The sequence below is a fragment of the Chryseobacterium amylolyticum genome, from assembly GCF_051011775.1.
Taxonomy (GTDB): domain Bacteria; phylum Bacteroidota; class Bacteroidia; order Flavobacteriales; family Weeksellaceae; genus Chryseobacterium.
Map to the genome: position 1 here is coordinate 710132 of NZ_JBPCHX010000001.1, position 15706 is coordinate 725837.

General features: G+C 37.9%; 16 protein-coding genes. 5 read left to right on the top strand and 11 right to left on the bottom strand.

Features of this window, described 5'->3' with window-relative positions; genetic code table 11:
* Positions 1-27 precede the first annotated feature (27 nt).
* From ACR1PO_RS03155 to ACR1PO_RS03165, 3 genes are all read right to left on the bottom strand, one after another.
* Complete coding sequence (locus ACR1PO_RS03155; protein WP_332387641.1) at positions 28-780, bottom strand: SDR family oxidoreductase; 753 nt, start codon at positions 778-780, stop codon at positions 28-30.
* Positions 781-809: 29 nt separating this feature from the next.
* On the bottom strand, positions 810-1235 hold the full coding sequence (locus tag ACR1PO_RS03160) for a YybH family protein (protein WP_332387642.1): 426 nt from the start codon (positions 1233-1235) through the stop codon (positions 810-812).
* A 112-nt stretch (positions 1236-1347) separates the two neighbouring features.
* On the bottom strand, positions 1348-2223 hold the full coding sequence (locus ACR1PO_RS03165; RefSeq protein ID WP_433985801.1) for an AraC family transcriptional regulator: 876 nt from the start codon (positions 2221-2223) through the stop codon (positions 1348-1350).
* Between the two features lie 342 nt (positions 2224-2565).
* On the opposite strand from ACR1PO_RS03165, the gene ACR1PO_RS03170 reads away from it, so the two are divergent.
* The gene (locus tag ACR1PO_RS03170; protein WP_433985802.1) at positions 2566-3867 is read left to right on the top strand and encodes a chloride channel protein; all 1302 of its coding nucleotides are present in this window, start codon (positions 2566-2568) and stop codon (positions 3865-3867) included.
* A 440-nt stretch (positions 3868-4307) separates the two neighbouring features.
* Here the strand turns inward: ACR1PO_RS03170 and ACR1PO_RS03175 are convergent, their stop codons facing one another.
* A complete protein-coding gene (locus ACR1PO_RS03175; RefSeq protein WP_433985803.1) occupies positions 4308-4445 on the bottom strand; it encodes a hypothetical protein in 138 nt (45 codons plus the stop codon).
* Positions 4442-4663 (bottom strand): TolC family protein, encoded by a 222-nt coding sequence (locus ACR1PO_RS03180; protein ID WP_232706325.1) that lies wholly within the window; start codon positions 4661-4663, stop codon positions 4442-4444. Before ACR1PO_RS03180 ends, ACR1PO_RS03175 begins: the two co-directional genes overlap by 4 nt.
* 18 nt (positions 4664-4681) lie before the next feature.
* On the opposite strand from ACR1PO_RS03180, the gene ACR1PO_RS03185 reads away from it, so the two are divergent.
* A complete protein-coding gene (locus tag ACR1PO_RS03185; RefSeq protein ID WP_433985804.1) occupies positions 4682-5029 on the top strand; it encodes an aldo/keto reductase in 348 nt (115 codons plus the stop codon).
* Between the two features lie 89 nt (positions 5030-5118).
* Here the strand turns inward: ACR1PO_RS03185 and ACR1PO_RS03190 are convergent, their stop codons facing one another.
* Positions 5119-5469 (bottom strand): winged helix-turn-helix transcriptional regulator, encoded by a 351-nt coding sequence (locus tag ACR1PO_RS03190; protein ID WP_072953293.1) that lies wholly within the window; start codon positions 5467-5469, stop codon positions 5119-5121.
* 200 nt (positions 5470-5669) lie between these two features.
* Between ACR1PO_RS03190 and ACR1PO_RS03195 the strand changes: the two genes are divergently transcribed.
* From ACR1PO_RS03195 to ACR1PO_RS03205, 3 genes are all read left to right on the top strand, one after another.
* Complete coding sequence (locus tag ACR1PO_RS03195) at positions 5670-6626, top strand: NADP-dependent oxidoreductase (protein WP_433985805.1); 957 nt, start codon at positions 5670-5672, stop codon at positions 6624-6626.
* A gap of 106 nt (positions 6627-6732) precedes the next feature.
* Positions 6733-7482, top strand: a complete 750-nt coding sequence (locus ACR1PO_RS03200) for an SDR family NAD(P)-dependent oxidoreductase (protein ID WP_072953203.1) — start codon at positions 6733-6735, stop codon at positions 7480-7482.
* 91 nt (positions 7483-7573) lie between these two features.
* Positions 7574-8371 (top strand): carbon-nitrogen hydrolase family protein, encoded by a 798-nt coding sequence (locus ACR1PO_RS03205; protein ID WP_309997073.1) that lies wholly within the window; start codon positions 7574-7576, stop codon positions 8369-8371.
* A 616-nt stretch (positions 8372-8987) separates the two neighbouring features.
* Here the strand turns inward: ACR1PO_RS03205 and ACR1PO_RS03210 are convergent.
* From ACR1PO_RS03210 to ACR1PO_RS03230, 5 genes are all read right to left on the bottom strand, one after another.
* A complete protein-coding gene (locus ACR1PO_RS03210; protein ID WP_433985806.1) occupies positions 8988-9212 on the bottom strand; it encodes a hypothetical protein in 225 nt (74 codons plus the stop codon).
* A 172-nt stretch (positions 9213-9384) separates the two neighbouring features.
* A complete protein-coding gene (locus ACR1PO_RS03215; protein WP_433985807.1) occupies positions 9385-11076 on the bottom strand; it encodes a hypothetical protein in 1692 nt (563 codons plus the stop codon).
* Positions 11077-11398: 322 nt separating this feature from the next.
* Positions 11399-13036, bottom strand: a complete 1638-nt coding sequence (locus ACR1PO_RS03220) for a S41 family peptidase (RefSeq protein WP_433985808.1) — start codon at positions 13034-13036, stop codon at positions 11399-11401.
* Positions 13037-13071: 35 nt separating this feature from the next.
* On the bottom strand, positions 13072-13791 hold the full coding sequence (locus tag ACR1PO_RS03225; protein ID WP_433985809.1) for an outer membrane beta-barrel protein: 720 nt from the start codon (positions 13789-13791) through the stop codon (positions 13072-13074).
* Between the two features lie 877 nt (positions 13792-14668).
* On the bottom strand, positions 14669-15670 hold the full coding sequence (locus tag ACR1PO_RS03230; protein WP_433985810.1) for a hypothetical protein: 1002 nt from the start codon (positions 15668-15670) through the stop codon (positions 14669-14671).
* Between the last annotated feature and the right edge of the window lie 36 nt (positions 15671-15706).

A 15706-nucleotide genomic window follows, 5' to 3' on the forward strand; every position in this document is an offset into this window, starting at 1 on the left:
TCAAAAGAAAAATTTATAATTGAAAGTTTAGCTTTTAAATGTTTCCAGTGCCCAATCCTCAAAAAGTTTCTGACCAGCGGAGTAATGACCAGCGGGAACTAGAAGTGAATTAGTAACAACAAAATGCATATACTTATTTTCATTGTCTATAATCACTTTTTTGTCCTGACCTGTAATTTGAATATACTCAGAGACAAAAGTCCCCATTTTGCCACGTCTTGGTCCTGCAATTTCAATGGTGTTATTTTTAGGTTCTTCCAAAGAGAATTGTACTATGAATTCGGCAACATCATCAAGTGCAATTGGTTGATAGTCTAAGTTCGAAACAAAAACTTTATCCCCTTCTCCCTGAACTTGGATGATGGCTTCCACATGTTCGTGAAATTGTGTTGACCTAATTATAGTGTAAGGTATACCCGAGTTTTTAATAGTATCCTCTTGAAGTTTTTTTGCTCTGAGATAACCGATTTCCAATGCATCATCTGTTCCTACAATTGATAGAACGATATGATGCTTAATACTAGCATTCAATTCTGCTTTGACAAGATTCTTTCCCGCAGTCTCAAAAAATCGAAGTGCATTTTCTCCTTCGGGAGAAGATGAATTTGATAGATCGATTACTATTTCAGTTCCGGTCAATGCTTCCTGAAGCCCTTCACCAGTAATGACATCGACACCTTGTGATGGCGAACCTATTACTACTTTATGACCAAGTTTTTCCAATTTGTTAGTTACAAGCCTCCCTGTTAGACCTGTACCTCCTACTACTAAAATTTTCATATCTGATTTATTTAATATTGTAAAGTTTTTTAAAATAAGCTGCGCACTTGAACACCAAAGGGATTTTCAAACCAATATCTCCAATATCCATCGGTTCCTCTTTTAGCATAATCATTAGATGTTCCTCGCATACATATTTTTTCACCATTATTCGCAATACCTGCTATACTCCATTCCAAGATTAGTGATGCTAGATTACCATCTACATAAACATTCCCTGTTATAATTTTGATTGGCAAACAAAATTTAAAAAAGCAGCCCAATTCTCGCACAATCTCCAATCTTCCTCTCCGGGGCTCACCGTTATAACTAATAAAGATTGCATCCTCCTCATAGAAACGAAGCATAGTCTCCGTATTGAAAGAATTCATATGAGCAAGAAAAGAGTCGATTATTCCCTCGGGAGTTCTTGACAATGAGAATACTGAGCTTTCAACAAAATTCTGTCCAATCATAAAATCTAAATTTTCTTTAGAAGTAATTTTTTTGTCTTACAAAATTGAGCAATTGGCATATGCAACGCCACTCACAAATTAAGGTAAAAGGTGGACAAAATAAGGAACAATCTTAATGATCTAAGGTTTGGTCTGAGTTTTTAGCGTATTGCTTCCGATATTCACTTGGCGAACAACCTGCTTTTTTACTGAACAGTCTAATGAAATATTTTGTGTCTTGATATCCCAGCTGATAGGAAATTTCCTTGATGCTTATTTCCGTATAGTAGAGCAATCTTTGCGCTTCACTCATCACTTCCTTCTGTATATGTTCGGAAGCAGATAAACCAGTTACTTTTTTTACTGTATCGCTTAGATGTCCAACAGTTATATTAAGCATTGCTGCAAATTCAGATGGACGCTTTATACTCCGGAAATGTAATTTTACAAGATTCCTGAATTCCTTCGTGAGACTTATACAACGTAGGCTAACACTTTCGGAATTAATGAATGATTGGCGTTTGTAGCATAAAACTGCCTGTTCAATAAAAGCTGAAAGCAATGGTTTTTCAACTTGCCTATAAGTGGTATCGTTCAGATCTTGTAATTTCATGATTGACTCAAAGATTGTTCTAAACCAATCCCGCTCATTATTAGAGAGAGCGATAATCAAGGTTTCCTCTAATAAATTATCTAAACTGGTTTGTGCCATTCTACCGATATGACGGCTTTCAAAAGACAAATAATAACCTGTTGCACTAAGAGTCTCTAGAATCTGATGAACTTGTCCAGGAGGAGAGATAAAAAGTGTCCCCACCGGCATTGTTAAATGCTTAAAATCAAATACAACTTCAAGCTTATCAGCCTCAATTAGCATGCAAGTATAATGGTCGTGCCTATGAGGTGAAAGTGCTTTTATAATACCTGGTGTAGATACGTTCCAAATACCAACAGCAATCCCACTGCTGTAATCCATTCTATTTACTATAATTGAATCGTTTTTAGGCATAACAATTTCTTTGCACAACTAATTTAGTTTTTCTTTATTTAATAGTGTGTATTATTCAAGACTAAAAGTAAAGAAGCTAACTAAATGTGCAATTTTTTCAAAAACATCCATTTTTAACAGTTATCTAAAATTCCAACGTTGCAAACAACAGTATTGATAAATAAAAAAGAAATTAAGTATATCCTTGTCTTTATCGGTGGACCTTCAGTTTATGAATCAATGAATTATTTAAATTTCATTTGAATTGTTTAAATAAAAACAGGTAGTATGTAGTAACAAGCAACTTTTACTATTTCAAAAAATAACTGTTACCTTTACATCTTCTTTAAAACTAAAATAGTTATGCAAGGCAATACAGCGTACCGAAAGAAAATAATAAGATCCAGCTATGTCAAATTAATCGGGATATCTATTATCGTTAGTATTATGTGTTGTCTTATATCTTATACTTTAAAACATTTGACAGGACAGGTACAGGAATACCTCTTTGAAGAAATTATAGCCACGGAAAACAAATTGCTAATCTTTCTACCAAGTGTAGGCATTACAGCAATCTATTTCCTACGTAAATATATCTTTCAGAACAGAAAAAATAAAGGAATTAAGGAAATATATACAACCCTGGAAACAAGAAAGGATCATCTTCCTTTTTTTAAAATACCTTCGCACTGCATTAATGGCTTTTTAACGGTAATTTTCGGAGGATCTACAGGAGTCGAAGTATCAACAGTAGTTGCCACCGCAACAGTTGGTAATCAGGCATACAAACATTTGCATAGTGCTTGGGCCTACAAGACGGAACTGATATGTGCAGGTATTATAGCGGGTGTAACCGTACTCTTTGGAAGTGCGCTGGGCGGTTTTCTATTTGCATTCGAAGTTATTGCACGTAAATACAATAAAACCTTACTGATCAGTGGAATAAGTTCGATGATTATAGCTCATCTATTTGTGCATTTTTATGACTCAAACCCATTATTTACATTTAAGGTACAGGACTGGCGGTGGCAATCCATACCTTTTGCTGTGATACTAAGTTTAATCGGAGGTATATTTGCCCTTTATTTTACAAAAATTGTCATCTACGCAAAAACATTTTTTGGTGGGATTAACAACAATTTCATACGTGTAAATTTAGGTGCCATAACTGTTGGGGTATTTATCTTTTTTCTTCCGGCATTATATGGTGATAGTTATCACGGGCTTGGTAAAATCCTTGAATCAAGTTCGTCCGATATTGTTAATCTCGCATATTTAATTCCTTTGGTTTTGCTCATCTTTATAAAGCCATTGGCAGCTTCCCTCACTCTCGGTGCAGGCGGTGACGGCGGTGTATTTGCCCCGAGTATTGTTACAGGTGCGTTTTTAGGGGTATTTTTTGCCCAATTCTGCAACCATTATTTAGGTACTCATCTTGTGGTTATTAACTTTGCGTTATTTGGAGCCGCTGCCATGCTTTCCGCAGCTATTCACGCCCCTCTTACTGCCATGTTTATTATTTCCAGTATAGTACCGTCTGGATATCTATTGCTGTTTCCTTTGTTCATCAGTAGTGTTATTGCTAAAGTCCTTGCAAAGAAAATCTATCCTTACAATGTGTATACTTACAAAGAATTTTCAAGAATCCCAAACTCAACAAATTGATTTAAATCAACTTACAATATTTAGATATGACAAATCACAAGAATAAAATCTTCTTTGTTTGATAATTGATCTAATATTTTTTTAGATAGCAGAACTGACATTTATACAAATATGATCTGATACATTTAAGTGCATCGTCACGTATTTATTTTACTACTTAATAAAAAAGGTGCTATCTTTCGATAACTCATTTCTTTATTTAAAATAGTTATAAAATATTTGTAGAAATAACACCTAAATAAAATTTAGATTACAACGCATCACATTGTTTCAATAGTAACAAGTATGGGCATATTTAAACAGATCATTGAAAATATCGATGGATCTTGTCAAAGCAATACCTCTTTTGTTTTAATTTACAAACTGTTTTCAAGATTCCTGATTTTAATCAACCAAGATCATTATTATCCTCCTGCAGTAATAATACGCAAAAACAACACCTACGGTATCTCAGAGCTTTCCATCACATCAGAAACTCCACCGACTGTAGTCAATAACGTCAGCTTATAATTGATGACTGCTTTTTTCTGCTCAATAACCGCAGACTCGTAGCCTGTTCTAAGTTGTCTTTTATTCAAAAGTGACATTGCCAAATTGGCAGCCAACGTTTTTTAATAGAACCGGGACGATCAAACCAAGTATTGTTCTTATTTGAATTAACACCTATTGATGGTGACAAACTTATGCTCGGATACATTGCAGCTTTTGCCAAATCAGTTTTCGCATTTAGACTTACAACATTTAGTTCGGCTGCTTTTAAGTCTGGCCTTTTGCTTAATAGATGTGAAGGACTCAGGAAGAAATTTGATTGTCAATGATCAATGCTTCAAAATTCTTAGTTCTTTCCAAAGAAGCTGGATATTCGCGCGACAGTCATTCTACTGACGCTGAATATTCGGAAGATGAAAAAACCAAACTGATCATTGATGGACTGGTAGGAATTGCAGAAAAATATGAAGCTACGCCTGGCCAGATTGCATTTGCATGGACTTTATCCAAGAATGCATTTCCTTTGCTTGGAGCACGAAATATCGATCAATTTGAGCAAAGCATTAAAGCTGCTGAAATCAATTTGACAGCTGAAGAATTAGCACATTTAGATGCCTTAAGCTCCATTAGTTTGGGGTATCCGCACGATCTGTTGAATACTGTACGGGGTTGATTAGAATGATCAACCGACTGTAAATATGAAAGAAGTAATCTGAAAGGCTACTTCTTTCAGATTTACACTTTTAAAATCATTATTTAAATCTAACTTTTATCGGTTATCAGTCTTTTATGCTTCTTTCCCCACTCGATCATATCGGTAATTAAAGCTCCATATTCCTTTGCATACTCTGTAAACTCATATTCTATAATTGATGGGAAATCTATGTCAACTTTACGTGTGATCAGTTTATTGGCTTCCAGCTCCTTTAAATTTAGTGATAACATTCGTTTGGTAATTGTGGGAATACTCTTTTCGATATCACTGAAACGCTTATTCCCATTACATATTGAGTAAATTATAGGCAGTTTCCACTTACCTCCGATGACATAAATTGTATCCTGCAATGCTTTAATATCCTGAGCATCGATTGTAGTTTTTACACATTCTTTCATATCCTTATTCTTTACTATTCGGTTATCAGCGCAAATTTTGCCTTAATTCAAGACTTCCATTTTTTGCTCCCGAGTATCAGCCATGATACTGGTTACAAAGTTATACCTAATTGCTTATAACTTTGCATAAGAAATTGAGATAAAGATCAAAATTTTTAAAAATTTATTCACATTCTCAACAATATTATATAATCATTCAAATGAAAGCAGTCATACTAAAAAAACAAGGAGATGTTGACCAATTATCAATGGTAGAACTCCCTATTCCAACACCCAATGATGATGAGGTGCTCATCAGAGTACATGCAATAAGCATTAATCCCACAGATATCTATGCACGACAAAACCCTGCATTAGACTACATATTTAACAATGAAACCCCCAAAATATTGGGTTGGGATATTTCGGGTGTCATTGAAACTATAGGAAACAATGTCAGCACATTTACTGTTGGTGATGAGGTGTTTGGTCTACTCAATTTCCCAACTTTTACAACACCCGGACACGCTAAAGCTTATGCAGAATATGTAGTTGCCAACATAGCTGATATTACAATAAAACCAGATAATATCTCCCATGATGAAGCTGCTGCTGCAGGCATGGCAGCATTAACTACCTGGCAACCACTCATTAAAAATCCTATAAAAATGGGCGATCGTGTACTTATAACCGCAGCAGGTGGCGGTGTGGGGCATTTTGCAGTGCAGTTTGCCAAATATTTTGGTGCTTATGTTATTGCTGTAGCTTCCGGATCAAAAAAGGATTTGGTGATGAGTCTTGGAGCAGATGAATTTGTCGATTATCAAAAGACTGACTTGTTAGAGGTAACCGAACCGGTAGACTATGTTATTGAAGGATTGCGGGATGAGCATATCCAAAAAACCCTTAGTATAGTGAAAAAAGGAGGTACATTATTAAGCCTATGGTCTCACATTGAGGGAAGCGAATGGGAAAAGCGTGCTAAAGAATTAGATGTGCATGCCTATTACAATGCCGTTGTTTCAAACGGGAAAGATATGACCGCCATTGCAGGATTAATGAAAGAAGGTTTAGTAAAATCACATGTTTCCAAGAAGTTTAAACTTGAAGAAATAGCGCAGGCTCATACAGAACTTGAAAAAAATCACACTGCAGGTAAAATTATCGTCAATCCGTAACAATAAAGCTTTAATGAAAGTCTTAGAAATTGTACATATTCAATGTTACAAGCATTAGATTATCTATAAACTGATATTAACGAACTTACAATAAAATTTAAATAAAATGTCAAAATTAAAAGAAAAAGCAGCCTTCGTTACCGGAGGAACTCGCGGAATGGGAAAAGCAATTGTAGAACGCCTTGCAAAAGAAGGCGCAATGGTTGCCTTCACTTATTTAAACTCAGAAAGCAACGCTCAGCAAATCGTATCTGATATTGTTGAGGCCGGAGGAAAAGCAGTAGCCATAAAAGCTAATGGAGCAATTCAAGGAGCTGTAGAAAGTGCCATCGAAGAAGCTGTAGCAGCATTTGGCAGGATCGATATACTGGTCAATAATGCTGCTGTAGCCGTAAACGGTCCAATTGAAACTGCAAGCGAAAGAGCAGAAGCATACAATAACCAGATCGATGTAAATATTCGTTCTGTTGCCGAAGCCGTTAGAACAGCACAGAAATATATGCCTGACGGAGGAAGAATCATCAACATTGCCTCGGTTGGTGGAATCAGGATTGGCAGTCCGGGTATGTCTGATTACATAGCCACAAAAGCCGCTGTTTCTGCTTATACCCGAGGTCTTGCATGGGATCTCGCGCCCAGAAAAATTACAGTGAACAGTGTAGAGCCGGGAGCTACGGAAACTGATATGCTGATTAATGCTGATGAAAATATACGCCAGTATCTTATGGAATCCATTCCATTAAAGCGCTTTGCTCTTCCAGAGGAAGTAGCATCTTTGGTTAATTTCCTAGCAGGTGATGAAGCAGGATACATCACAGGCAGCAGCTTTAAAATTGATGGCGGTATTTCCGCATAATTGATTTTGAACAATATAAAACAGGACAAGGTTTTCAAACTTTGTCCTGTTGTTTAAATAGTTCATTGTATATTATTAAAAATAGTTAAGTATGAATGTTACGGTATGTGAACTCAGTAATGACAGAAAGAAATTTTTAGAAGACTGGCGAGAACTCCAAATTTATCTCAACCAAAATAAGACAGATTTATTACTCTTACCTGAAATGCCTTTTTATTCATGGTTTGTTAATAGCAAAGAGGTCTCAGAAGATGTACAGCAAAAAAGTGTAGAACAACATCAGTTTTGGCTTAAGGAAGTAGAAAAGCTTGAGGCCAAGTATATTATTTATTCTGCTCCCGAGACTCTTGGTACAAAATTTTACAATACGGCATTTGTTTTTCAAAAGGGAAAAGGCCATCGGAAAATTCATACCAAAGCCCTTTTTCCGGAAGAAGATCATTTTTGGGAAGAAAGCTGGTTCGACAGAGAAGACAATATTTCCTTTGAGACAGTTCAGCTTGATGACTTGAGAATTGGTGTGCTTATGTGTACTGAACTGTGGTTCACAGAAAGGGCCCGTCAATATGGAAAACAAAATGCAGATCTATTGTTATGTCCCAGAGCAACGGGGAAATCTTCTGTTGAACAATGGTTAACAATTGGCAGAGCGTCAGCAATTATATCGGGAGCCTACTGTTTGAGTTCAAACAGGTCAGGACAAAGTGCTGAATTCGATTGGGGTGGCACAGGCTGGATTATAGAACCGATGACTGGCAATTTGTTAGAATCAACCACCCCGGAAAGAAAATTTGTTACTCATTCCATAGATTTAAAAAAAACAGCGCAAGCAAAGAAAGAATACCCTCTCTATGTTAGAGATATCAAACGTTATCTCGAAAAGGAGTAATATTATCTTTTCTTGATACCATTAAACTCTGATCGAATAACATCATTGTAAAATATCTTTGCAAATTTAGTAAGATTATCGGATTATATTAAGCAAAATATATATTTGAATGCACACATTATATTTTCAATATTATTCACTAATATTCTATGAATCATTGATTAAATCTTTACTCAACCGATAGAAAAAGGTGGAAGCCAACCATGGTCTAACAATACATATTAGATAATTACATTTACCTAAAAAGTAATTTGCAAATAACTTTACAACCACAAGTGATCAAATGTTAAAAATTTGGAATTGCAAACTCCTTTTTAATTTGACCCAAACCAACCAAATCATTGATAAAAGTGTTTGAAGATACGCTCGTTAAGGTCACTGAAAGCCAAATTGCGCCAACTGAAGACAGTTGGCGCAATTTTTATTTACTTGGAATAATTGCTTTTTAGTTTACAATCAGTTACCAATATCCAATTAAGTTCTTACCGATAGAATGCACTGTAAAAGAAAATGTTATTTTTTCAGATATATAGTTTTCATATAATGTGATGAGTAAAAATAACACTCATAATTCTTCAACATTCATTACATCGGGAAAACGTATTTATTTGTTTCCTTAGTATGTATATTTTGTCAATTTAAATTCCACCGTGTTATCACTCCGGTACCCAATTATAAAAATCGTTTTTCTTCCCCAGAATGTGATATGTACCGTATAATGCCAGACATCAGTATCAGCATCATAAGATCCGTCTCCAAGCAGTTCGGTTACCTCATGTCTGGTCATTCCCCGGAAACGCATGTGATACAGTAATCGTTGTTGTTGTTTGTGTGACATCATGAAAGCATTTAAACAGTAGTATTAACAAAAGCACAGGGATACATTTTAGCAATCATCTGCACCATGTTTTAATCACTCGGTACAGATTGGTTGCTACACCCTGATTTCACAAATCATTCGTAATCATTCAAAGAAGTTTACATCAATAGTTTTGTAAAATCAATAAAAACAGTTAAGGAACCCTTACCGGATTATTAGGATTGGTAACATCCATTATCTCTATACGTTTTTGCATTTCGTTTGTTGATTGTACCTTAACCTCTACATCCCCCATCCACAACAAATCATACGCATTTTTATTAGAATCACCGTTTCCTCCTGTAAAATCGATTCCTGTATAAAGGTAGCGTGTCCCGTATCCGTTAGCAGGAAATACTCCTGAATAGGCGGCAAATTTACGGATGGGAATATTAACAAAAGGAGTGTCATCGCAAAGAGAGACTGAGACAAACGGGGGAACCGCCATATTTTCTTTGTTTTGGAAAAGCTTCTGATAGGTTTTTAAATATGCTCCTTTATGCACCTTTATTTCTTTCGTATAAGAATATACCAATACCCTATAGGTTCTCCCTGCCGGAACAGCAACGGTGATCTCCTCAGAATCGGCCGTAGAAGTTTCATTGGTCTCGGTATTGTCCGTAGTCCTGCTGTTGACATATCCGAAATCAAACCCCAGCGTAGCAGTAATACTGCTGGATGCGAGCCCTACATTAACACCGGCAGTTTTAGAAATACTCGCACTTACGTTCATACTGTAGGTATTGGTCCCGGAATGCGTTACACTCGCTGACTTCACATCAGTAACAGTGATTGTCCGTCTATAAGTAGCCTCTGTTGTCCCCCTATTTACAATATCACTTGATCCCACCAACTTTAGATTTCCTTCCTGATCACTGTAGGTATAATTTTCCTTCTCATTTTTATATTTTCCATAGATCACTGATTTATCCTTCAATGACCAGTCTTTGTACTTGTCATTAGCTCTGGCCGCAAACACAGAGATATTATTTCCCGTTAAAATATCCTGACGGTCATACTCCATAAAGGCCCAGGGGTCGGCAGGAGTACCTGTCTGATATACATTATATAATAACGGATAATCTGCCCATACTCCAAAATTATAAATAATACCAGTCCACCCGCTTGGATTTTTATAACGCTCAGGCATATTATTTTCTATTCCGTTCTGAAAGAAATACGCAGTGGCCCTAGGATAGCCCGAATGCTCTCTATGCTGCGTACAAAAGAGAATACTATTTGCTTCATCCATTGTCATCCCATATACTCTTCTCATATGTTTTCCCATCACATAGTAATTAGCCCCGTTATACTCACCATTAAAAACACTATGTTGGTTATAGTTATCCGGCGTAGTTCTATAGGTACTCACACTGTTCGGACCGGCTGCATTGGATACAACTCCGTTAATCCGGCTGTCTATGGTCATGGTAGAATCAGGAATAAAATTTTTAGGGGTCGCACCTAGAGTAGTATAAGCAGAAACATAATACTTTACAAATGCATCATTGATATTACTGCTAACAAGCATTTTATCAAAATTTGACTTTCTGAGTCCCCATCCGTAAAGAATATCCTGGGGAATTTCAAATTCACGTTCTGAAAGCGTGCCGGAATTTCTGTTTTTACGAACAGGATTTTTATCACCGGCCATCGGTAATACTTTCGAATACTTCAGGATGTCTTCGTACTCAGGACTGCCTTCCAAAATAAGATCTTTTTTCAACATCTCCTGTTGTTCCATGTCCCGGGAAGTCAGGAGTGCATTGGTTTCTGTTTCACAGGACACCAGAAACAGAAAGGCTGCTCCTGTCAGGAGCCCATAATTTTTGTGTGAATTTTTCATTTCTTTGATTGTTTTTTTTGTTTTTCATTTTAGGTTACAGGCATCAGCATTACGGTGATCCAACAGCTTCACCGGACCGGGTGATATAGTTTCCATAAGGTTACAAGCAGCTGTTTAGCCACTTATCACAGAGGATAATGCCTTTATCTTATTAAAGTTTTTCCGGAGCATGACATTTCCGGGTTACTTTATTAATTTCGGTCGATCTTTCGATCTGCTTGAGTGAGTGAATACCAGAAAAACAAAACGTCCTTTAACCCATCCGGGCAGTAAATTCGGGGCCGCTTTTACATCAGAAATTGTTATCAGATATTCATTCCGTCTACTGAGAAGAAAGGTATTTTACCGCTTCTGTCATGACCCTGTCTATAAAAGTTTTGGGCGAATGCTCCATTGCAGCTATTTCAGTATCCGTAGGATCAGGCACAGCAATGTCAGGTTTTATCCCGATTCCTTCAATAACCTGTCCTCCGGCATCCTTAAAGGCCATCATCGGCATTATAAATTCAATTTTTCCTCCAAACTTCTCCCGGTAAGTTCCGCCGTTAAAATCAGTAAACGGACCTAATCCTGCTGTTGCACCTGTTGTATAATTACCTATTGATACCACCTGCGGTCCCTGGCTTTTCCATGTAAGGGTGGCTGCCTCTCCCATGCTTGCCGTAAAGCCATTGGTCAGGATGGCCATAGGAATTGGTGCAGGTATGGCAAACTGATGTCTGATGGCACGCTCTTCAATCCATGGTGTATAATTAAATCTTCCTGCTCCTTCTTTGGTTCTCTGATACCCGTACACCACTTCTTTTGTAACGAAACGATCAACAAAAAACCTGGAATCAATAATCTGGCCACCGCCGTTATCTCTAAGATCGATAATAACTTTCTTTATTTTTCCATTCGTTAAAGGATTTAAAAATTTTCTATAAAATTCAGTTTTTAGGTCGAAATCCCAGGAAGCCATTACTATTTTTGAAAGGCCGGACGTGTTGATGTGCTCATTCATCCTACCGATAAACCACCGGATATAAGCCTTAGTTTCATCAGATAATAAAGAGCCGTAAATTTCCTTACTCTCATAATCTTTCAGATTCGAAAATTTAGCATATAATTTTTGGCCTGCCGCTGAAAGAGCGGGAGAAATCAGTTCCGTATCTTTGAAAGTTTTCATCTGAACATTAAAGTTGGTAATCTCTGCTGAACTTTGAGAAGCGGCTTTGCTCCATTCATTGAATAGACTTACGCTCAATTGCCTTATTGCAGATTTTGTATTGGCATCGGTAATCTGCTGCAGCGCAGCCGCATTTTCAATTTCAGCTATGGTTAAGGGATTTGCAACGGGTTTCAAGGAATAATCATCGCTAAAAATGCCTACGTTTTGGCTGAGATCAAACATTGAAAATGCCACATAAAAAATATCAGGATTTGCTTTTAAATAGCCAGCCAACAGGGTTTCTGATTCAAAAGCATCCTCTCTAAGATGCTCTTTCATATACGCAGCCCTTTTGTCAAAGCCATATGTTCTGGTCTGTTTCAGTCTTTCATCATTTCCCCCGAATGCCTGCCTTCCCAGCGATGGCAGATCTATATATACAGCATAATGCCTGTCCATTATCGGGTCAATAATTTTCGTAAAATACTCCTTAGCTTTCCGGGCGTCTGCCTGAATAACGTGCTCAGAAAAGCCTTGTTGCTGATAGGATTTCAAAGCAAGAAATTTGGGGTAATATTCATTATAAACCGCTGTCCAATCCATGCCGTCTCTTTTTTTCTGTTCATAAAAAAAATTATAGCGCTCATCCATCACGGTCCAGAACACCGTAAAAAGATCAGCATACGACTTAATATTTTCATTGATATTCCGGTTGGGCGCTCCTTCCCTCACTTCATCCTCTTTAATACATGAATGAGTACTGGTACAAAACAAAAAAGCTGAAAGCATAACCGTTATTATTTTTTTCATGATTTATTGACAAAAATTGTTAAAGTAAATTATTATTAAAATTTATAGGCAGCCCCTACAGAAAAGATATAAGACCGGGTGCTCATTTTTTGAGGCGTCTCCTCAATACTATTCATATCAGATATTCCGTGTTGATAATTACAGGAACCATAGATATCAATATTCTTAAAAGCATATCCTGCCTGCGCCTGCGCCTGAAGCCCGAAACCAAATCTTCTGAGCTGATTCTCATTCTTCCGGAAATCGTACTCTTCCTGAACCCGGATATAGGTGTAAGAGTTGTCAGGCAACAACATCCCTATATTAGGATACCTTCCTTCTCTTCTCATGGACGACCAGTATTCCCGGTACATTCCTGCAGCCAGTCTCGTCCATACTCCCTCTTGCTTATAAGGATTTCTTATAATATAGGCTCCCAGTAATACAGGAACTGTTATAAAGGAATTGTTGAAATTGGTATACCAGCCCTTTTGTTTTCCCGTTCTTTCGAATCTGTAATTCTTCTGAACATGGGAAACCCCGGAAGCTATAAAAAAAGATCTCCAGAACAAATATTCAGCAGAGAAATTGACTCCGACTCCCATCCGCGGGCTGTATTTTGAATAACTCAGGTTGGAACTGGCCAGATTGGCCTCCATGGAGGTGTAGGTAACCGCCTGCTCCAGACCTATTTTAAACTTTTTCTGTGCGGACAGGGCCGTATAACCTGTTGAGAACAAGAGAACACATAAAATTCTGATTTTTTTTTTGTTCATAAATTAAAAATATGTTAGATAATTTTTATTGATAATAAGTTTTGACTGAAGTCCTTTTCTGTGTAATTAACTGTATTTATGCAAATAACCCTCTTCTGTGATGGTATAAAACCGAAGGTCAGAGAAAAAGAGAGATGAGTATCCGGAAAAGGCCGTCATCTCTTCAGGAGACCGACCGGCAGACTGCAGGGATTCAAGTCCGCACAAAAAAATCCATTGATCTGCAATCTGCTTCGCGGTGGCGATTGTCCCAAATTACGGTCCGGACATTATTGGAAAGGAGTAAAATATTTTTCTTTTTTATTTTTCATTATGGGTTTTGGATTTAAAAGAAAGAAGAGTACGTAAATCTGTATTTCGCTTGCAAGCCCTCTGTCGTGGAAGAACATCAGGAGCTTTCTATCGTCTGTTTACCGGCATAGCTCCTGACAGCAAATATCCTCTAATCTATCAGAGATACAAAAAAAAAGATGTAAAAATAGTTTGCTTCGCTATCATTTTAAAACGTAAGCATGTAGTATAAGAACTACATTTATAACTTTATTAATCCGACACAACAACATCCTGCTGCATAATGGTCTGTCGCAGTTTCCCCTTTAAAATTGGCTGATGTCTTTATAAAATTCTGATGTCCGACAAAACGTTGTCCAAAATATTTGTAAAAATACCATCATGAAGAACATCAGATTCAATATCTGCGCTTCCGGCAGTATTTCCGGTTATGATCAGGTGCTATGTCTCCGGCCATCGGTACTATTTCAGAATTTCTAATGAAGTCTTCGTGCACAGGGGTGTTTTGCCGGATAAGTTTTTTTTCAGAAGACTCCTGTTTGGGTCTCTTACACTGCAGCATCCTTTTTCACATGGACCGGGGGGGCTAGCGCCTGATTACCTTCAGTGTGTATTCACAGCTCTGCCCTCCATAACTGATAGTAAACTTATAATTTCCCGCTCCCACACCACCATTATTTAAATGATATATTATATTGCCACTGGAAGAAGTGATTGTACCAGCGTGTCTCATTGCGGAAAGTGCGATACTATAAGATCCTCCCCTAGGCTCCTGAAAGGCAAATAAGTCTTGTCGGGGATAAGTTTCCCCTACATTTCCACCGCTATAGGGAACCACTATTTGCGCGGTAGGTGTTTCATTATGATACACCTGCGCCGTTTGGGTAATCCCGGAACAGTTGAGCCGGGTAACGGTAGCCGGGGCCCCGACATCCATGGTAAAAGTACAGGTCTTCCCGCCAAAAATGAGATCAAAGCTGGCGGTACCCGTACCGGAAGGGGTTCCGCTGACGGTAAAATCAAGATTGCCGGAGGAACCAAGGGTACCGGCAGGTAAAGCGGCGGTAAGCCCTGTTACGCCGGCAGAGGTAATCGTCTGAGCCGGATAATTGCCTCCGTTTCCTCCTGTGTAAGGAATCCGGAAACTTACATCTGAAGCGGCAACCCCATTGGTAAGGGCACCCGTTTTTGTGCCTCCGGTACAATTGAGTATATTCACTGTAGCCGAGGTACTGGCGGAACCATACACCTTAATCCATTTATTGGCAGGAAAATCATAGTAATAATAGCCCCGCGCATCGATATCAATGGTCTGTCCTACCCGGTTTACCGGAGAAGCCGCAGCGGTGACAAAGGTCATCACCCCATCCTGATTGCGGCCATACACCCCCTTCTGGTCGGCCTTACGAAGGGAATCTCCCGGTAAACGGGTATAAATAACCCCTTCCGGGCGGCTGCCGCCTGTTTTCTTTGCGGTAATTTCCAGGGTAGCCGAAGGAGAGGGATTATTGATCCCCACCTGTCCGTATCCCGCAAAGGATAATAACAGCACCACGATCACACATACCTTATTTTTTATCGTAAACATATCATATAGATTTAATAATTTGTATTGATGACAGGC